An 18,660-nucleotide genomic window follows, 5' to 3' on the forward strand; every position below is an offset into this window, starting at 1 on the left:
CGCCGCATTCAGCCTGCTACCCGCACTCGTCGCAGATCCCGGACGCGGGCAGTTGCACGAAGCACGTCGGGCAGATCTTCGGGGCCGCCTCGGGGGTCGGCTGCGCGCGTTCACGGGGTGCCCGAGGCGTGCGCGGCCGGCTCGGGCGAACGCTGCGGGCGCGGGCGGCCTCCTGCGCCTGCACCTCCTTGGCCCGCGCCTCGGCGTCCGCGGCGGCGATCACCTCGGCGGGGATGTCATCGGCGTAGCGGCGGTAGCAGGTGAGCCGGGCGTGGGCGACGGCCTCCTCGGTCTGCGCCTCGCCATCGGTGCGGTTGACCACGAGGGACGTCAACGGCGGCAACCCGTCGGCACGCACGCGGGCGACCACGGTCGCCAGGACGCCACCGATCCAGGAGCGGAACGGCGAGCGGGTGCGCAGTCCGGTGCGCACCTGGACCTGCTCGGCGAGATCGGCGTAGGTGATCAGGCCGGGGTAGTGTCCGGCCACCTCGACGAGGACCTCACGGGCCGCATCCGCCCACGCGCTCGACGCCTCGTTCGTCCCGACCCAGCGCTGCTGCGACACATCATCCGTCATGGCTCTAGCCTCGCACCCGCCGGCTGCGGACCCAAGCCGGCGCAACCACGCGGCTAGACGAGCGGGCCGAGGTAGTGCTGCCGGCCGCCGTCGGGCAGGTCGAGAGCGTCCAGCACCGAGATCAGCTGCTTCTCCTCGAACCGGAAATGGGTCTCCATGACCGCCTCGATACCGTCGAGGTGGCGCAGTGTCTCCTCCCGCAGCGCACCGGCCTCGAGGGTGCGGCCGAGCTCGCCGATCAGGTGGTCGAGCATCGAGTGGTCCCGGGTCAACCCCTGCAGCACGGGGGCCAGATCCGGATGGGCCGCCTCGATCTGGGGGAACAGGGCCGCGTCCTCGCTGCGGTGGTGACCGGACAGGGCGGCGCAGAAGCCCCAGCAGTACAGCAGCAGGTCCCGTGAAGCGGCCCCTGCGGTCCCCGCAGGTCCGGCGGCCCCCGTGCTCCCCATGGCATCGGAGTCCTCGACCGTCTCCCGGGCCAGTGCCAGCGCCTCCCGCAGCCGGGCGTGCACGGCGCGCAGCTCGGTGCCCCAGGAGCGCAGGCGGTCCGTGCTCATGACCGGGCCCCACCCAGGCGGTCGGTGCTGATCCGGCCGGCGTACTCGCGCCACACCCACTCCGGGATGCCGTCGTCGATCGCGGCCAGGACGCGCAGGTGGTCCTCGAGGATCGACGGGGTCAGGTTCGTGGGGGCGTGCGAGATCAGATAGTCCCCACGCAGGTGGATCTCGGTGACGGAGGCGTCGGCGTGGTTGAGCAGCTCCATCAGCCGGGGGTGGGTGAACGCGGAGGCGTACCGCGGTTCCTCGGCGTCCACCCGCCAGTGGTGGTTGAACGCGGCTGACTCGAAGCGCACCTGTTGGCCGGTGAACACGTCGTCGGTGGCCCGGTCCACGAAACTCACCGTCGGCAGCACGTTCCGCAGCCGCCGGGCGATGATCTGGTCCACCTCAAGCAGGTACCCGCTGCCCCGCTCGAAGTGGTAGGCGAGCGCCTCCCGGCCGCGGTAGGTGCCGGTGAGTAGTTCGGAGTACTTGGCGCGCTTGTCCTCGTTGTGACCGTTGACCGGCTGGCAGGCCCGCAGCGCAGAGGTGTGCGCGGGCGGGATCTGCTTGCCCTTGGCGAACCACGCCCAGCCCACCCGGCCGGCCCACTCCCGCAGCCGGCGGCGCCGCGGGATCCGCACGACGGCCTGCCCGATCAGCACCACCGACGCCCAGATCGCGCCGATGACCGCGGTGACGACCATCAGCACGAAGGCCACCGCGATGATCGCGTCGACCGCCGCGAGGCCACCGGAATACGTCGTCTCGAGCGCGCCGCAGGTCACCGCGGTGGACAGCACGCCGACGGTGGTGAGGATCGTGCCGAGGGTCCGGGACACGCGTTTGCGGGTACGCGTGCCCGCCGGGGTACGCCTGGGGGTGGGGGCCGGGTTGCTCATCTGGTCCCCAGCCTAGGAGATGCCCGACGGCGGTCGCGGCCCCGGAATGGGCCGTTCTGCCCGTGTCGGGCGGCTCAGGGCCGGGGGTCGGTGGCGAGGCGGGACATGAAGTGCTCGTCGATGCGTTCGCCGTCGAACACCGCGGCATCGCGCTTGGTGCCCTCGTACACGAACCCGGCCTTGGAGTAGGCGCGGCGGCCGGCCGGATTGAAGGAGAACACGTCCAGGCCGATCCGGTGCAGCCCGATCACGTCGAGGCCGTGGTCGGTCATCAGCCGGGTCGCCTCGGTGCCAAGCCCGCGGCCGCGGCCGGCCGGGCCGATCAGGATCCGGAAGTTCGCGGAGGACGTCGCGGCGTCGTAGTCGTTCAGGACCGCCTCGCCGACGACGGCGCCGTTCGCGTTGTCCACGATGGCCAGGTCGAGGCGGTCGGTCGCCGTGGCGTTGCGCAGGTAGAACTCACGCACGTCCTCGACGCCCGTGTGGTCGGCCTCGAGTTCCGCGGTGCTCGTGTAGCTCATGGTCATCCGGCCGACGTCCGGGTCGTTGAGGACCTCGGCGATCGCCGGCAGGTCGGCCTCGGTGAACGGACGGAGGGTGACCAGCTCGCCGGTCAGCACCGGCTTCGCGGCGAAGTCGTGGCTCATCCGTCGACCCTAAGGGAGGCGGCGAGGTCGAGCACCCGCCTCGCGGAACGCACCATGGCCACGTCGAGGAAGGTGCCGTCGGCCAGCACCACGGTGCCGGCACCGTCGGCCTGCGCGGCGCCGACCCGTTCGACGATCTCGCGGGCCCGGGAGATCTGCGCGTCGGTCGGCGCGAACGCCTCCCTGATCACGGGCAGCTGCACCGGGTGGATCGCGGTCCGGCCCACGAAGCCGAGAGCGCGGCCGGCCGCACAGCTGCGGGCCAGCCCGTCGAGATCCCGGACGTCGGCGTACACGCTCTGCTGGGGCGCCGGGAGATTGGCGGCCGCGGCGGCCACCACGAGGCGGGAACGGGCCCAGGCGAGTCCCTGCTCACCGGCCGCAGCCGCCGGGCCGGCGGCGAGGCCGAGTTCGGAGCGCAGGTCGGCCTCCCCGAGCGCCACCGACGCCACCGACGCCGAGGCGATCTCGAAGGCCCGTTCCAGCCCGAGCGCCGTCTCGATGAGGGCGTGCACCTCCCGCCCGGGCAGCCGCTCGCGGACGGCGTCGACGTCCTGCGGCCCGGTCACCTTCGGGAGCCGCAGCCCGATCTCGAGGGACAGGTCCGCCACCGCCTCGAGGTCGGCCTCGTGCCACCGGGATCCGGGTGCGTTCACGCGGACCTGGACCGGCACCGGGAGCGTCCCGCCGAGCGTGTCCGCCAACGCCGCCCGGGCCTGGGCCTTGTGCGGCGCCGCGACCGCGTCCTCCAGGTCGACGATCACGCAGTCGGCACCGGAGGTGAGGGCCTTTGCCACCCGGTCCGGACGGTCCCCGGGCACGTACAACGACGTCAGCATGCACCAGCCTCCCGCATCTCGGCGACCTCCCGCTCGGAGAAGCCCAGTTCGGTGAGCACCGCCGCGGTGTCGGCGCCGGGTGCCCGCCCGGTCCACTCGATCCGGGTCTCGCCCTCCGACATCCGGAACAGCGGCCCCTGCATCGACATCTCGCCTAGCACCGGGTCGGTGATCCGGTGCACGGTCCCGAGCGCCTGGAACTGTGGATCGGCCGCGATGTCCGCGGCGTCGTAGATCGGGGCGACGGCGGCGTGCACCCGCTCGAACTCCTCGATCACCTCGGTCCGGGTCCGTTGCCCGATCCAGGCTCCGACCGCCTCGTCCAGCTCGTCGGCGTGCGCCGCCCGGCCGGCCCCGGTCGCGAACCAGTCCGCCTCCGCCAGGTCGCCGCGACCGACGAGGTGCACCACCCGCTCGGCGATCGACTGGGCCGAGGTGGACACCGCGACCCACTTCGCGTCCGCCGTCAGGTAGGCGTTGCGGGGTGCGTTGTTCGCCGACCGGTTGCCGGTCCGGGGCTGCACGGTGCCGAGCTGGTCCCAGCGGGTGATCTGCGGGCCGAGCATCGCCAGGATCGGTTCGATGATCGCGATGTCGAGTTCGCGCCCGCGGCCCGTGCGGGCCCGGCCGTGCAGCGCCACCATCACCGCATACGCGGTCGTCAGCGACGCGATCCCGTCCGCGAGACCGAACGGCGGCAGGGTCGGCGGCCCGTCCGGCTCCCCGGTCATCGCGGCGAACCCGCTCATCGCCTCCGCCAGCGTCCCGAACCCGGGCCGGGACCGGTACGGACCCGTCTGCCCGAACCCGGTCACCCGCGCCAGCACCAGCCGCTCGTTGAGCGCGCTGAGCCGGTCGTACCCGAGCCCCCACCGCTCGAGCGTGCCCGGCCGGAAGTTCTCGATGACCACGTCCGCGCGCGCCGCGAGCCGGCGGAACGCGTCCTGCCCGCCGTCGGTGTGCAGGTCGAGCGTGACCGTCTGCTTGTTCCGGCCGAGGGTCTTCCACCACAGGTTCTCGCCGTCCTTCGCGGGCCCGTGCCCACGGGAGGGGTCCGGCCGGCGCGGGTGCTCCACCTTGACCACCCGCGCGCCCAGGTCGCCCAGGTGCATCGCCGCCATCGGCCCGGCGAAGAGGGTGGACGCGTCCACCACGAACAGATCCTCCAGCGGCGTGCTCACGGCCCATCCTCCCAGCCCGCATCCCAACAGACCCGGAACCCGATCGAGGGCGAGGCGTCCACGCCCAGCCCGGGCAGCAGGAACTTGAGCGCGAACTCGGGCTCCCGGACGCCTCCGTCGGTGTACCAGTCGGAACCCTGGCTGACATGCTCGGAACCGCCCTTGAGCATCACGAACCGGGTCCGGCCGTCCGAGTGCTCGGACTCGGTCCAGTTCCACACCGCCGGGGTCCGCCGGCCGAAGCCGGGCCGTGCGGCGGCGAGCTGCCACTCGTCCTCGGTGGGCAGCCGCCCCCCGGCCCAGGCGGCGAACTCGCGGGCGCGCGCGAGGCTCACGCCGGTCGCCGAGCCGGTGCCGATCCCGCCCGACGGCGGTGCCTCGCCGATGTCCTCGAGGAACCTCGCGTAGTCGGTCGCGGAGACCTCCAGGGCCCCGACCCGGACGCCGGGACGGATGGTCACGGCGCGCTCGAGCGTGCGCTGGTCGTGCAGCCGCGGCGGCAGCGGTTTCCACTCCTCGACGTACGGGGCGCCGTCGTACATGCCGGTCTCACGCTGCCGGAACCGGACCGTGAGCACCCGCTCGCCCGCTGGGACCGGCACCGCACCCGACCGGAGCCCGGCCGCCGCGGCCGGCTCCGCCACCGGACCGGTCCACTCCGGTGCCGCCAGTCGGACCGCGCGCCGGTGCGGGAACGAGGCGTCCGCCACCGGCGGCTGCCCGGCGAGCTCCCGCGAGAGGTGGGCGACCTCCTCCGGCCACGCACCGCCGTCGGGCACTCGGACCAGGGCGGCGATGCCGCCCGCGGGGACGGTGACCTCGACCGGACCCGGTCGGGCGACGCCGTCGCCGTCGTGCAGCGGCAGCCACGAACCCCGGCCGCGGGCCAGGTAGGTGGCGTCCGCGGCGGAGGTGTTCACGAGGGTGTACAGCCGCACACCGCCGAAGTCGAAGGCGGACGCGTACAGCGGCGGTTCGCACACGATGAGGGGGGTCCACTCACCGTCGGTGAGCCACGCGTGCAGGGTCCGCTGCACCGGCAGCATCCGCCGCAGCGTGGCCGCGTCCCGGTCGTTCCAGCCGACCCAGACGCCGAAGACGACCTCCCAGACCATCACCCCGACACCGTTCAGCCAGGCCGAGCGCAGTTCCGCGCCGTGGTCGCGGTTCCACCGGCGGATGTGGTGCTGCATGTGTCGCCGCTCGAACCACCGCGCCCGCAGCACCCCGGGGATCTCGGAGTCGGCGAACCACTGCGCCCAGGAGAGGGCGTGGTCGGCGATCCGCTCCGTGACGAGCTTCGACTCCCCTTCCAGGCCGATCCCCGGGCGGGCGGACTCGAGGGCCGCGACGAAGTCAGGGTCGGCCTTCTTCAGGGTGTCCAGGAACACTCCGTCGGCGTCGAGACGGCGGACCACGGCGGCGAGCTCGACGGCGTCGCTCCCGTCCGCACGACGGGTGCCGGTGTCCCACGGGTTGTAGTCGACGAACACCGCGACGCCCGCCTCGTGCAGGGCCCGGGCGGCCTCCGCCAACCCGGGGACGTCGTAGAAGTCCCACTGGTTCCGGTCGTCGATGCCGATCACCGGGTAGGCGTGCCACAGGACCACACCGTCGAGGCCCCCGAACCGCTCGCGGGCGTCGTCGAGGAACCGCTCGGGGGTGAAGGCCTGGGCGTCGAAGTCGAAGAACAGCTCGTCCCACAGCCACACCTGCGCCACCGTGAAGCAGCGTGAGGCCCAGGCTGCGGCCGGGTCGTCGTAGCGCGACGGCGTCCCGTACCGGGCCCGCGCGCCGCGGCGCCAGGCGTGCAGCTGGGCCCGCCACGCGGCGAGCGTGGCCTGGTCCGGGGGGTTGGCCGGGGTGCCGGGCGCGGCGAGGATCTTCGCCTCGTCGAGGACCTCGGCCCGCTCCCCGGAGGTCAGGTCCGCCCCCAGCGGGACGTCGGTGGGGAGGTCGAGAGGGCGGGGGACCAGCGGGTCGAAGCCGCCACTCATGCGTGCTCCTTCGGTGCGCCGGCGAGCAGATCACGGACCTCGGCGGCGGTTGGCACGGACGCCTGGGCGCCCACCCGGCCGACGGCCAGGGCCGCCGCGGCCGAGGCCGCCCGAGCGGCCTGCGCCAGCGCGTCGATCGGCGGGACCCGCCGCTCGCCGGAACCGCCTCCGGCACCGGCGAGGGCCGCGGCGAGCACGCCGCAGAAGGTGTCCCCGGCGCCGGTGGTGTCAACGGCCCTCGCCGGGAAGGCCGGCACCCGACGGCGGTCGTCGCCGACCGCGATCACCGCACCGTCGGAGCCCAGGGTCACGATCAGGGCCGGGACCCGGTCGGCCACCCGCGCGATCGCCTCCGGCGTGTCCGTGCCTGCCTTGCCCGCTGTGCCCGCTGTGCCCGCCGTGCCCGCCGAGCCGGCCGGGCTCGGCCCGCCGACGTCCGCGAGCTCGTGCTCGTTGAGCACGAGCACGTCGGTGACGGCGAGCAGGTCGGCGGCGGTGCCCGGGTCGGTCAGCGGCGCGGAGGGCGCCGCGTTCAGGACCAGGAGGGCGTGGTCGGACCGGGTGCGCGCCGCATCCAGCACCAGCGGGACCGGCACCTCCAGCTGCGCCACCACCACGTCCGCGGCGGCCACCACGCGGCGCTGGACGTCGGTGAGAGTGCTCAGCGCGCCGTTGGCACCCGGCGCGACCACGATCGCGTTCTCGCCGTCCTGCGCGACGGTGATCAGGGCCATCCCGGACGGTCCGGGAACCGTGACGAGCCCGGCCGTGTCGATCCCGTCGGCGACGAGCGCGCCGCGCAGCGCCTCGCCGTCGGGGTCGGATCCGACCGCGCCCACGAACGCGACCGGCACCGCGCCGGCCCGGGCCGCGGCCACCGCCTGGTTGGCACCCTTGCCGCCACCATGCCGGGCCAGATCGGAGCCGAGCAGGGTCTCGCCGGGCCTGGGCACGTGCGGGACCCGCGCCACGAGGTCGGTGTTCACACTGCCCACGACGACGACGGTCATGCTCGCATCCTGTCCGGTAGGGCGCGGGTGCGCTCGGCCAGGCCCGCGAGCGAGCGCTCCGGCGGCCCGGGCAACGACGTCGCCAGGCGGCCGTGCAGCGGGTCGGTCCAGGCCGCCTCGATCCCGTCGCGGCCGTGCAGCGCGCCCAGTACGGATCCGACCGTGGCCCCGGCCGAGTCGGTGTCCCAGCCGGCGGTGACGGCGAGTGCGATGCCGTGCCCGAACCGCCCGAACCCGCCGTCGGCCCCCGCGGCGGCAAGGGCGCAGGCGATCAGGGCCGCGTTGTTGAGCGTGTGCACCCAGTGCAGGTGACCGAATTCGGTGTGCAGGGCGTCCAGGGCCCCGGCGTCGGTGAGGTCGCCGGCGCGCATGGAGGCGCCGAGTTCGCGGCCGCGGCGCACCACGGCGAGCAGCCGGGACCGGGGCGGCAGCACCGACTCGCCGGCGTCGAGCACCTCGTCCACGGAGCCCGCCACGAGGGACGCCGAACACAGCGCCGCCGCCCACATGGCCCCGTACAGGCCGTTGCGGGTGTGGCTGAGCCGTGCATCCACCCAGGCCAGCCGGGCGGCGGCGAGCGGGTCGCCGGGGTGGGCCCAGCCGTACACGTCGGCACGGATGAGGGCGCCGATCCACTCCCGGAACGGGTTGTGGTGGGTCGCCGTCTCCGGGACCGGGCGGGCCTCCAGCAGGTTCCGGTAGGCGGCGCGCTCGGCGGTGAACACCCGGCCGGCCGGCAGGTTGGCCAGCCAGGCCTGCGCCACGTCCTCGGTGGTCAGCCCCGGGCCGTGGGCCTCGAGGAGGTCCAGCGCGAGCAGCGGGAAGTTCAGGTCGTCGTCCTCGGGCATCCCGTCGATGTTCTCGACCAGCGACGTCGGGGCCGACCGGCGGTTCCAGGGCCAGCGCACGGCCACGTCCTGCGGGAGTCCGCGCGCCGTGAAGTACCCGGTGACCGGCCAGGTGCCGGTCGCGCGGGCGATCTCCTCGATGCCCTCCCGGGGGAGCTTCTCGACCGGTTTCCCGAGCAGGCAGCCGGCGCAGCGACCAAACCAGGCGCCGGCCACCCGGTCCGCCTCGGCCACCCGTGCACCAGGGCCGCGCTGCGCCGTCAGCAGCGCGGCGATCGCGTCCCAGTCGTCCGGTTCGTCGGGACTGTCGGGAGCCAGGTCGGCCAGCTCGTCCAGGACCGCGCGCGCCCGGGCGCGCAATTCGGGTCCGGCCGGATCCGAACCGGCACCGGCCCGCTCGGGATGCAGGGAACCGCCGGCCTGCTCCCATCGCGCCGCCACCGCGGCGAGGGAGCCGGCGTCGACGCCCTGCTCGGCGAGCGCGACGAACTCATGCGCGACGAGGTCCTCCGGCTGTGCCCAGGTCAGCCTCACGCGTTCCCTCCGAGGAGGGCGTCCAGGGCCTGCGCGCGTTCGCGGGCCCGGCGGGCGTCGTCCGCGGCGATCGTGCGCACGCTCCCGGTCATCGACGCGATCACAGCGTCCAGGTCGAGTCTGCTCGCGCGGGTCACCTCGCTCACCCACTCGGCCGGCACCGCGTCCAGCCCGCCCAGGCCGCCGCAGATGGCGGCCGCCATGGTGGCGATCGAGTCGGAGTCCCGGCCGTAGTTGACGGCGTCCAGGACCGCGCCGCGCAGGTCACCCCGGTGGGCCAGGACCAGCCCGAGGGCGACCGGCAGTTCCTCGATCGACTTCGTCCGAGACGGCAGCCGGGCGTCCATCGACGGCGCCCGGTAGGTCTCCCCGACCGTGTCGAAGGGCGCGACGGCGGCACGCACCACCCGGTTCAGCTCCCGTGGGTCCTCGGCCCCGCCCGTGGCGGTGAAGGTCTCGACCGCGGTGAGCACCGCGTCGATCGCGGCGGCGGTGCCGTCCTTGGCGAGCCTGCGGCACGCCGCCATCACGTCGCTCACGCCCGCACCCGGGGTGCACGCGGCGGCGACCGCCGCGGCGAACACCCCGGCGGCCTCCCGGCCGTAGGAGGACTGGTGCGCCGCCGCGAGCTCGATCGCCTCGGCGTAGGCGCCGTCCGGGTCGCCGAGGTTCACCAGGCCCACCGGTGCCATGTACATGGTGGCGCCGCAGTTGACGATGTTGCCGACGCCGGCCTCGCGCGGGTCGACATGCCCGTAGTGCAGGCGGGCCACGAGCCACTTCTCGGCGAGGAACACCCGCTGCAGGATGAGGGCTTCGTCCTCCAGCTCCGGGACCCAGCGCCGCTCGCCGATCATGAGCGGCACGAGGTCGCCGGCGATGTGGAACGCGTCCAGATGGCTGCGCCGTGTCGCGTACACCTCCACGAGCGCGTGCGTCATGAGGGTGTCGTCCGTGACGTGCCCGTCGCCCTTGTGGTACGGCGCGATCGGGCGTGCGGTGCGCCAGTCCGGCAGGAACGGGCCCACGATGCCGGTCACCCGGCCGCCGTGCCGCTCCTCGATCTGCTCGGGGGTCCACCCCTCGGTGGCGCCCCCGAGCGCGTCGCCCACGGCGGCGCCCGCGAGCACGCCCGCCACCCGATCCTCCAGCCAGGTCACGCTGGTTGCCTCCATCGTCGTTCCGTTCCTTCCGGGGGTGCGCGGTGCGTCACCGTGGCGGGCCCCGCCGCCCGGGAGCGGACGGCGGGGCACTGCGGTCTCGGGTCAGCCCCAGCCCTCGGTCAGCTGCTGGGCCAACTGGTCCGCCGTGATCTGGTCCCCGAGGTATTGCTGCAGGGCCGGGTTCAGCACGGTGTCCTTCCAGGCGGCGTACGCGTCCGCGTGCAGGAACGGGGCGCCGACGAGGCCGTCGGCGCTGGCCAGGATCTGGTCCCAACCGTTCTCCCCGCCGGTCTCGGTGGCCACGATCTCCCGCGCCGAGGTCGAGGCCGGGATGAGGGCGTCGGCCTGCGCGATCGCGCCGATCGTCTCGCCCGAGGCGAAGTAGTTCAGGAACGCGGTCGCCTCCTCGACGTGGGCGGAGTCGATGTTCACCGAGTACGTCTGCGGGTTCGCGGCCTGCAGCGCACCCTCGGACCCCGCGAGCGGCGGCAGCGTGACCCAGTTCAGGTCCTCGGGGGCGTCGCCCGCCATGTTCGCCGCCTGGAACGAGCCCTGCACGGTCATCGCCACGGTGCCGCCGTAGAAGGAGGCGAGCACGTCCGAGCCGGACTGGGTCAGGCTGACCGGGTCGAGGGACGCGTCCTCGTACGCCATCTGGTGGATCCGTTCCGGAACCTCGAGCTCGTTCGGCCCGACCTCGATCTGGACGTCGTCTCCGGAGCCGCTGAAGAAGTCGCCGCCGAAGCCCTGGGCGAGGGTCATCACTGTCGCCGCGGGCGAGCCCAGACCCCAGCCGAGGCCGTACACGTCGGCCGTGGTCGTGGCCTGCGCGATCTCACGGAGCTGGTCCCAGGTCATCGAGTCACCGGTGGGCACCTCCACCCCGGCCGCCGCGAGCAGGTCGGCGTTGGCGAACACCATGTAGGACTGCATCGTGGACGGGTAGGCGATGATCTGATCGTTCACGGTCACCGAGTCCCAGATCCCCTCCGGCACGTCCGCGAGGACCTCGTCGCTGAGCCCGTCGGAAAGGTCGGCGAGGTAGCCGTCACTCGCGAACGGGACGATGCTGGCGGCGTCGAAGTGGATGATGTCCGGTGCCGTGCCGCCGGTGAACTGGGTGATCAGCTTGTCGTACGCCCCGTCCCAGCCGGCCTGGAGGATCTCCACCTGCACGTCCGGGTTGTCGGCGTTCCAGGAGTCGACCGCCGCGCTCACGGCGGCCTGCGCACCCGGCTGGTCGGACAGCGACTGGAACTGCAACGTGACGGCGCCGTCCCCACCGTCGCCGTCCTCACCACCCCCACTCGCGCTGCCCTGCTGGCAGCCCGCCAGGGCGAGGGTGCCCGCGCTGAGCAGAGCCAGGGCGACGATGCCGTGGTTCTTCTTCATGGTTGTCTCTCTTTCCGGGTCTAGCCCTTGACGGCACCGGCGAGCATGCCGCCGGTGAGCTTCTTCTGGAGGAATCCGAAGACGATCACTGAGGGGATCGTCGCGAGCACGGCGCCGGCCGCGAGCGGACCGAGCTGGGTCTGACCCTCGGCGCCGAGGAAGGAACGCAGCGTGATCGGCAGCGTGTACAGCTCCGGGCTCTGCAGCAGCACCAGTGCGAGGAAGAACTCGTTCCACGCCGAGACGAAGGTGAACATCGCCGTCGCCATCAGGCCCGGGCGCAGCAGCGGGAACACGATGTGCAGCAGCACCCGGAACCGGTTGGCCCCGTCCATGGCGCCGGCGTCCTCGAGTTCGCGGGGGATGGCGGCCACGTAGCCCTGCATCATCCACAGCGTGAACGGCAGCGTGAACGTGACGTACACGAGGATCAGCCCGAACAGGGTGTCGTTGAGCATCACGGTCCGCAGCACGAGGAACAGCGGGATGATGATCAGGATCTGGGGGAACACCTGGGTGGCGAGGATCCACACGGTGCCGGCCGCGCGGAGCTTGCCACGCAACCGCGCCAGCGCATAGGACATCGGCAGGGTCAGGACGACCCCGAGCACCATCGTGCACACCGCGACCAGGAACGAGTTGGCCGCCGACCGGAGCAGGTTCTGCCGTTCCAGCGCCTCGGTGAAGTTCGTGAACACCCACTCGTTCGGGATGAGGCTCGCACTGAGCGAGTTGAGCTCGGCCGAGGACTTGAACGAGGCCGAGACGATCCACAGCACCGGGAACCCGAGGAACAGCAGGAAGCCGGCCAGCAGCACGTACTGCCCGGCCCGCACCCGGGGGCTCGTCCTCATGACCGCCCCTCCTTCTGCTGCCGGAACTGGACCACGATGTAGACGGAGAGGATCAGCAGGATCGCCAGCACGAGGACGTCGCCCATCGCGGAGGCGTAGCCGATCTCCCGGTTCCGGAACGCCTCCAGATAGGTGAACAGCGGCGGGATCATGGTCCGACCGCCCGGCCCGCCCTCGGTGAGGACGTAGACGATGCCGAAGTCGTTGAAGTTCCAGATGAAGTCGATGCTGGTGATCGCGATCAGCACCGAGCGCAGCCCCGGCAGGGTCACGTGCCAGAACCGGCGGGCGCCGTTGGCCCCGTCCATGGCCGCAGCCTCGTGCAGTTCGGTCGGGATCGACTGCATCCCGGCCAGCAGCAGCACGGTGGTCTGGGGCAGGCCGGACCAGATGCCCACCACGATCACCGCCGGCAGCGCGGTGGAGAAGTCGCCGAGCCAGTTCACCGGGCCCAGCCCGAACCACCCGAGCGCGGCGTTCAGGGGACCGGAGTTGACGTCGTAGATCATCCGCCAGACGATCCCGGTCACCACCGGCGGCATCGCCCATGGGATCAGCACGATGATGCGGGTCAGCGGCTTGAACCGCAGGTTCGCGTTCAACAGCGAGGCCAGGGCCAGCGCGCAAACCCCGGTGAGGACGGCCACCGAGGTCGCCCAGACGATGCCGATGCCGAACGAGTTCCAGAACGCGGTGTCGCCGGCGAGCTTGACGAAGTTGTCGAACCCGATGAACTCGATTGTGGCGTTGCGGGCCAGGGTCGCGTTCGTGAACCCGAGCGCGACGCCCACCGCCAGCGGGATCACCGAGAACACGATGATCGGCAGCAGCGCCGGGATGACGAGCGCGATCGCCTCGCGCCGCTCCGCGCGCTGCCGGGGACCGCTCGGGCCGCCGGACCGCCTGGACCGTGCGGACCGGGCGGACGGCGTGGCGACAGCCGCCGTGGCGGCGCTCACCGGACCCGCCTCGAGCCGGGCACCGCGGCGGGGCCGCCCGGCCGGGCGGCACCGGCGAGTGCCGCCGTCGAGCCGCGCTCGTGCAGGGACGGTGCCACCCGCACGGCCCGCGGCGGCAGGTCGCCGTCCTCCATCCGCGCGAGGATCAGCCTGGCCGCCTTGTGCCCGCGCCGAGCGGCGCCCAGGTCCACGCTGGTCAGGCCGGGGTGGCAGACGTCCGCGAGGGTGGTGTTGTCGATGCCGATCACGGCCAGCTCGTCGGGCACCGCGATGCCACGCTCGTGGGCGGCGTGCAGGATGCCGATGCCGACGAGGTCGTTGACGGCGATGACCGCGTCCCACTCGTCGGCCGCGAGCATCACCCGCGCCGCGGCGTAGCCGGCGTCGATCGTGAAGTCCTCGGCGTGGAACTCGCCGGTCACCACCTCGGTGCGATCCGCCGTCGCCTCCCGGAACCCGAGCTGCCGGAACCGGCCCGGCGTGGTGTCCACCGGCCCGTTCAGGAACGCGATGCGACGGGCACCGGTGCGGATCAGGTGGTCGACCGCCAGCGCCACGCCGCCCTCGGAGTCCGCGAGCACGGTGTCCACGCGGGCACCCTCCGGCAGGCGGCCGACGACGACCGTCGGCACGGTGGTCTGCTCGAGGGCCTCGACCAGGGCCGGGGTCACTCGGAGCGGGGAGAGGATCAGCCCGTCGACGTAGCCCTGGTTGAGGTCACGGACGAGGTCGAGGGTGGCATCGGCGTCTCCGGTCCGGGAGACCACCAGGCGATATCCCTCGGCGGCCACGACGGACTCGATCTCGCGCATCATCTCGACGTAGACCGGGTTGCCGATGTCCGCGACGGCGAACGCCAGCTGTCCGGTGCGGCGCAGTCGAAGGGACCGGGCCGAGGCGTCCGGGATGTACCCGAGTTCGTCCGCGGCCCGGCGCACCCGTTCCACGGTCGCGGCACTCGCCACCTGCCCGTTCAGTGCCCGCGACGTCGACGCGAGGGAGACGCCGGCTCGGCGTGCCACATCCGCCAGGGTGACCCTGCCCATCTTCACCTCTGTTCGTCGTCGAACGGCTGTGGAAACGATTCCACTGGAAACGATTTCAACCGTAGCATCGGCGATCCGGTCCCGGCAAGGGTGCCGGGTTGCCGGCGACGGGTCCGGTCTCAGTCCTCCAGGTAGAACTGCGCCAGGGGCAGGTCGCGGCAGGCCTGAGGCAGTTCGGCGGGCAGCATGCTCTCGGCGAACTCCCGGTTGCCGTACCCGCCGCCGCCGCCGACCACGGAGGTACCGACGGGCACCTCGGTCCCGTTCGGGAACGTCACCGCGAGACCGTCGCCCACCTGGTCGATCGTGGTGCCCGGCGGGAACGCGGTAAGGGTGAAGTGGTCGTTCGCGAACCGGATGCCGACGCATCCGTCCTCGGTCACCTCCAGCACCCCCTCGATGCGAGCCTGCATGTGGACCTCGCCGTGGTCCTCGACAAGGACGGGCAGAGGGGCGGCTGCCACGGCGGTCGGACGGAACTGCACCAGCGGTAGGGACCGGCACGCCTGCGGCAGGTCGTCCGGGAGCAGGGAGTCCACGTAGGCGCGGTCGCCGTACCCGCCGCCGACGCCGGTCACCGGCTCGCCGTCACGGATCCGGGTGCCGTCGGCGAAGTCCACGAACACGCCGGCGGAGTCGCGGCCGACCTGGGTGCCATGCGGGAACGCGGGCAGGGCCCCCCCGATGACGACGCACCCGTCCGCGGTGACCTCAAGGGTGCCCACGATGCCCGCCTCCATGACACTCCCCACGGAAGCCGGCTCGACCACGATGACGGGCAGCGCTGCGGGCTCTGTGGGCTCCGCGGGCGGGCTGGTGCGGTTCGGCCCGCCGAGCTGGACCAGTCCCAGGACCACCGCCACGATCAACGCCACGCCGCTCGCCATGGCCGCGAACGCCGACCGCCGTCGGCCGCGCCGTCCTCGGGCCACGATCGCCGCCGGGTCGAGATCCGGCTCCGGCAGCGTGGCCGGAGCCTCCCGCAGGAGTTGCTCGACGTCCTTCATGACTCCTCCAGACTGTTCTGCCGACCGGCGCGCATGAGGGCGAGGGCCCGCGAGCTCGTCGTCTTGACATTGCTCTCGCTGATCCGCAGTTCCCGGGCCACCACCGCCACGGGAAGGTCCAGCACGTAGCGCAGCACGACGACCCGCCGCTGCTGCAGGGACAGCCGGTCGAGCAGTCCGGCCAGTTCGGCGCGGTCCTCGACGGCCGACGGCGCCTCCGCCGGCCGGGTCCCGCTCAGGTACTCCTGCAGCGTCGCGGACTCGCGGCTCCGCCGTCGCCAGCGGTCCACTCGCAGGTTCACCAGGGCCCGGCGGGCGTAGGCGAAGGGGTCGGCGCCGCTACGCCGGATCCGTCGCCAGTGACGGTAGGTACGGGCCAGCACCTCCTGCGTGAGGTCCTCCGCGTCGGCCGGGTCGAGCGCAAGCGCCCAGGCCGCGCGATAGAGGGCCCCGCCCCGCTCGCGGACGAACGACTCGAACGCGGCGTCCGGGTCCTCGTCGGCGAAGGTGAGGTCCGGTCCCACCATGACGCCTCCGTCTCGTGTGCGCTCCACACCCACCTACACGCACGCCGTCGCGATGAGGTGACAGCGCGGTCACCCCATCGGCAGGACCTGACGCAGCACCCCGGCGCGGACCAGGTCCCGCACGCCGCGGCCCCTGCCCTCCACGTGGAAGCGGATGCCGCCGCCGGGCTGGTCGAACCACGGTGGCACGATCTCGGCCTGCACCTCGACCGGCTGCACCGCCATCAGGATGATCTCCTGCGCGCCCTCGCCGCCGGCCGCCGGCGGCAGCGAGCGCTGCTCCCAGGGCGTGCGCCACGGGTAGAAGTAGAGGCCGTCGAGGACGCCGATCCGGTCGTACGGCACTCCGGCGGCGAGGTTCGTGATGATGCCACCGGGGCCTGCCTGCAGGAGGCGGCGGTGCAGGTCGGCGTAGCTGGCGCCGGCGGCCTGCGCGCGCTGGGCGATCTCCGCCGTCGCGACCCGCAGCGGTTCCGGCATCGGTGCGGTCAGGTAGCCCCAGACGGTGGCGCACGCGTCCCGCTCGGTGAAGTGTTCGGCGAGGAGCTCGTGCTGGCCGTAGTCCTCGATCTGGACGCCGTAGTGGCGCGGACCGTAGCGGACCACCTCGATCGTGCCCTCGAGCGCAGCGTTCGGGTCGTCCCCGGGAAGCACGACACCGCGCTGCGGGTACCCGATGGTGCTCAGCGCCGCACGCAGCCGGGCCGCCTCTTCGCCCTCCACGACGTCCGGGGTCAGCCAGGCCGGCACGTGCTCGCGCTCGCGCGGGTGGCGCCGCAGGTCCGCGAGCCAGCGCTCGTCCGTCGGCACGGGCGGCTCGTCCGGCGCGTCCAGCATCGAGCCGCCGGTGGCGTTCCAGTAGGGCCGGCGGTCGTAGTTGTAGATGACCTCGAGCGGGCCCGCCGGCGTGACCGACGCCGCCGCAGACAGCCACGCACCCGTGCTCGGCGTGCTCATCCGCGTCCGCAGCGCGGCGAGCGCACTGACGGCGTCGTCCGGCACCCGCACCGCTCGCGGCGCCGCGTGACCGGTGTCGGTCAGGAACGCCCGACCGCTGTGCTGCGTGCCCGCCTGGGACCACTCGACGTCGATCCGCAGCCAGGCGTGGGTGCCCGCATCGATCGTCGCGGCCGTGATCAAGGCCCGACCCAACTGCTCCGTGAGGTCGGAGAGCGCGTCGGGTGCCATGCCCGGCATTATGCCGCCCGAGTGGCCGGAAACCATCCCGCGCGCGGGGTCACCGCCAACCCGTGGTCGGTCCCGAACGCGACCGCGTACATCCTGCTTGGGAACGGAGTCGAGGTCGCATCGGGTGAGCCGGCGGCTGCGAGCCCGTCCGCGCAGCAGTTCCAGGTCGAGTTCACCGACCGGGTGCCTGGAGCCGGGTGCCGGGCACCGGGTACCTAGGAGCGCGTCGTGGAGTCCTCGTACGCGACCGACACGCACAGCCCAGTGCGGTGACCGTCGTCGTCGAGGAGCCGCCGCCTGCCGCCGTGTTCGCACTCTCCACAAGTGGTGGTTCGCACTCGTTGCGCCACTGACCCGGCTCCCGGGTCAGTGGCGCATGGCGCTGAACCGCCCGTCGCGGTCCCTGCCGGGTGAGCCGCGGTCGCTGGGCACGCGGTCGCTCTGCCGTGCTGTCCAGAGCAGGCGCGAGCCGTGGTGTCACCAGGTGGGGTTCGTGGGGTGGATCTCGGTGCCGTCGGGTCGGTAGAAGTGCCAGTGGCCGGCTTGTCGGGTCATGGTGATGTTGTGGGTGTGGACCCAGCGGTGGTGGTAGTAGCACAGGAGTGCGGCTTGGTCGAGGTCGGTGTCGCCGCCGTTGCTCCACCATCGGGTGGCGTGGTGGGACTCGGTGCGTTCGGGTGGGACGGTGCAGTCGGGTGCGGTGCAGTGGCGGTCGCGGGTGATGAGGGCTCGGCGTTGGGAGGGGGTGAACAGTCGGTGCGCGCGGCCGTGGTTGATGACCTCGTTGTCGGGGCTGAAGATGATCCGGTAGACCTCGCCGGAGCAGTTGATGATCCGTTCGAGTAGGTCGCGGGGTACTGGGCCGGTGTTGTCGGTGAAGGTCGCGGGTCCGCGGGTGAGTAGCCCGGCCCAGTCCTTGGTGGCAGGAGCGGCAGGAGCGGCGGCGGGAGTGGGCGTGGGTGCGCCGGTAGCGGGCGGGGTGGCCGTGGGCGCAGCTGTCCCGTTGGTGCTGGTCGCAGGTTCGGGCGCTTGCGCGGAGGCCTCGCTCGGGCCTGCCGCACCGGAGGCAGCCGCGGCAGGCGGGATGACGGTGGGCACAGCTGTCTCGTCGGGGCCGGTCGAGGGCTCGGGCGCTTCCGCGGAAGCGGTGACCGGGCCTGCTGCACCGGAGGCAGCCGCGGCAGGCGGGACGACGGTGGGCACACCTGTCTCGTCGGGGCCGGTCGGGGGCTCGGGTGCTTGGGCGGGAGCCTCGGTCGGGCCTGCTGGAGTCGCGGCAGCGGTGGCAGCGGCGGCAGGCGGGGCGGGCGTGGGCGTAGTTGTGCCGTTGGTGCTGGTCGGGGGCTCGGGTGCTTGCGCGGGAGCCTCGGCCGGGCTGGCGGGGTCGAGTCCGGGCAGGGGGTCGGCCACCGGTGCCGCACCGGCCGCGGCGGTGCCGGCCGCG

At 73.1% G+C, this 18,660-nt stretch carries 18 protein-coding genes; all 18 read right to left on the reverse strand.

Annotated elements, in window-relative coordinates:
* Positions 1-16: 16 nt before the first annotated feature.
* Positions 17-580, reverse strand: a complete 564-nt coding sequence (locus EXU48_RS02775) for a hypothetical protein (RefSeq protein WP_133106020.1) — start codon at positions 578-580, stop codon at positions 17-19.
* Positions 581-633: 53 nt separating this feature from the next.
* Positions 634-1,137, reverse strand: a complete 504-nt coding sequence (locus EXU48_RS02780; protein ID WP_133106021.1) for a hemerythrin domain-containing protein — start codon at positions 1,135-1,137, stop codon at positions 634-636.
* On the reverse strand, positions 1,134-2,024 hold the full coding sequence (locus EXU48_RS02785) for a hypothetical protein (protein ID WP_133106022.1): 891 nt from the start codon (positions 2,022-2,024) through the stop codon (positions 1,134-1,136). Before EXU48_RS02785 ends, EXU48_RS02780 begins: the two co-directional genes overlap by 4 nt.
* A 74-nt stretch (positions 2,025-2,098) precedes the next feature.
* Positions 2,099-2,671: a GNAT family N-acetyltransferase gene (locus EXU48_RS02790; RefSeq protein WP_133106023.1), complete on the reverse strand. Its 573-nt coding sequence runs from the start codon at positions 2,669-2,671 to the stop codon at positions 2,099-2,101.
* Positions 2,668-3,510, reverse strand: a complete 843-nt coding sequence (locus tag EXU48_RS02795) for an HpcH/HpaI aldolase/citrate lyase family protein (RefSeq protein WP_133106024.1) — start codon at positions 3,508-3,510, stop codon at positions 2,668-2,670. Before EXU48_RS02795 ends, EXU48_RS02790 begins: the two co-directional genes overlap by 4 nt.
* On the reverse strand, positions 3,504-4,691 hold the full coding sequence (locus EXU48_RS02800; protein WP_133106025.1) for a CaiB/BaiF CoA transferase family protein: 1,188 nt from the start codon (positions 4,689-4,691) through the stop codon (positions 3,504-3,506). The genes EXU48_RS02795 and EXU48_RS02800 overlap by 7 nt, the downstream gene beginning before the upstream one ends.
* The gene (locus EXU48_RS02805) at positions 4,688-6,688 is read right to left on the reverse strand and encodes an SUMF1/EgtB/PvdO family nonheme iron enzyme (RefSeq protein ID WP_133106026.1); all 2,001 of its coding nucleotides are present in this window, start codon (positions 6,686-6,688) and stop codon (positions 4,688-4,690) included. The genes EXU48_RS02800 and EXU48_RS02805 overlap by 4 nt, the downstream gene beginning before the upstream one ends.
* Entirely contained in the window at positions 6,685-7,698 is a 1,014-nt protein-coding gene (locus tag EXU48_RS02810) for a PfkB family carbohydrate kinase (protein WP_133106027.1), read from the reverse strand. The genes EXU48_RS02805 and EXU48_RS02810 overlap by 4 nt, the downstream gene beginning before the upstream one ends.
* A complete protein-coding gene (locus EXU48_RS02815; RefSeq protein WP_133106028.1) occupies positions 7,695-9,080 on the reverse strand; it encodes an ADP-ribosylglycohydrolase family protein in 1,386 nt (461 codons plus the stop codon). The genes EXU48_RS02810 and EXU48_RS02815 overlap by 4 nt, the downstream gene beginning before the upstream one ends.
* Entirely contained in the window at positions 9,077-10,255 is a 1,179-nt protein-coding gene (locus tag EXU48_RS02820) for an ADP-ribosylglycohydrolase family protein (protein WP_133106029.1), read from the reverse strand. The genes EXU48_RS02815 and EXU48_RS02820 overlap by 4 nt, the downstream gene beginning before the upstream one ends.
* Before the next feature lie 90 nt (positions 10,256-10,345).
* Positions 10,346-11,635 (reverse strand): ABC transporter substrate-binding protein, encoded by a 1,290-nt coding sequence (locus EXU48_RS02825; RefSeq protein WP_133106030.1) that lies wholly within the window; start codon positions 11,633-11,635, stop codon positions 10,346-10,348.
* A 20-nt stretch (positions 11,636-11,655) separates the two neighbouring features.
* Positions 11,656-12,489 (reverse strand): carbohydrate ABC transporter permease, encoded by an 834-nt coding sequence (locus EXU48_RS02830; protein WP_133106031.1) that lies wholly within the window; start codon positions 12,487-12,489, stop codon positions 11,656-11,658.
* Entirely contained in the window at positions 12,486-13,448 is a 963-nt protein-coding gene (locus EXU48_RS02835) for a carbohydrate ABC transporter permease (RefSeq protein WP_133106032.1), read from the reverse strand. Before EXU48_RS02835 ends, EXU48_RS02830 begins: the two co-directional genes overlap by 4 nt.
* Positions 13,445-14,494, reverse strand: a complete 1,050-nt coding sequence (locus tag EXU48_RS02840; protein WP_133106033.1) for a LacI family DNA-binding transcriptional regulator — start codon at positions 14,492-14,494, stop codon at positions 13,445-13,447. The genes EXU48_RS02835 and EXU48_RS02840 overlap by 4 nt, the downstream gene beginning before the upstream one ends.
* Positions 14,495-14,613: 119 nt before the next feature.
* Positions 14,614-15,501, reverse strand: a complete 888-nt coding sequence (locus EXU48_RS02845; RefSeq protein ID WP_133106034.1) for a hypothetical protein — start codon at positions 15,499-15,501, stop codon at positions 14,614-14,616.
* The gene (locus EXU48_RS02850; protein WP_133106035.1) at positions 15,498-16,028 is read right to left on the reverse strand and encodes a sigma-70 family RNA polymerase sigma factor; all 531 of its coding nucleotides are present in this window, start codon (positions 16,026-16,028) and stop codon (positions 15,498-15,500) included. The genes EXU48_RS02845 and EXU48_RS02850 overlap by 4 nt, the downstream gene beginning before the upstream one ends.
* Positions 16,029-16,097: 69 nt before the next feature.
* Entirely contained in the window at positions 16,098-17,216 is a 1,119-nt protein-coding gene (locus EXU48_RS02855; RefSeq protein ID WP_133106036.1) for a TNT domain-containing protein, read from the reverse strand.
* Between the two features lie 477 nt (positions 17,217-17,693).
* Positions 17,694-18,660: HNH endonuclease signature motif containing protein (locus tag EXU48_RS24710; RefSeq protein ID WP_207947590.1), on the reverse strand; the 967-nt coding region annotated here is incomplete at its 5' end.

This window comes from Occultella glacieicola (assembly GCF_004353825.1).
GTDB lineage: Bacteria > Actinomycetota > Actinomycetes > Actinomycetales > Beutenbergiaceae > Occultella > Occultella glacieicola.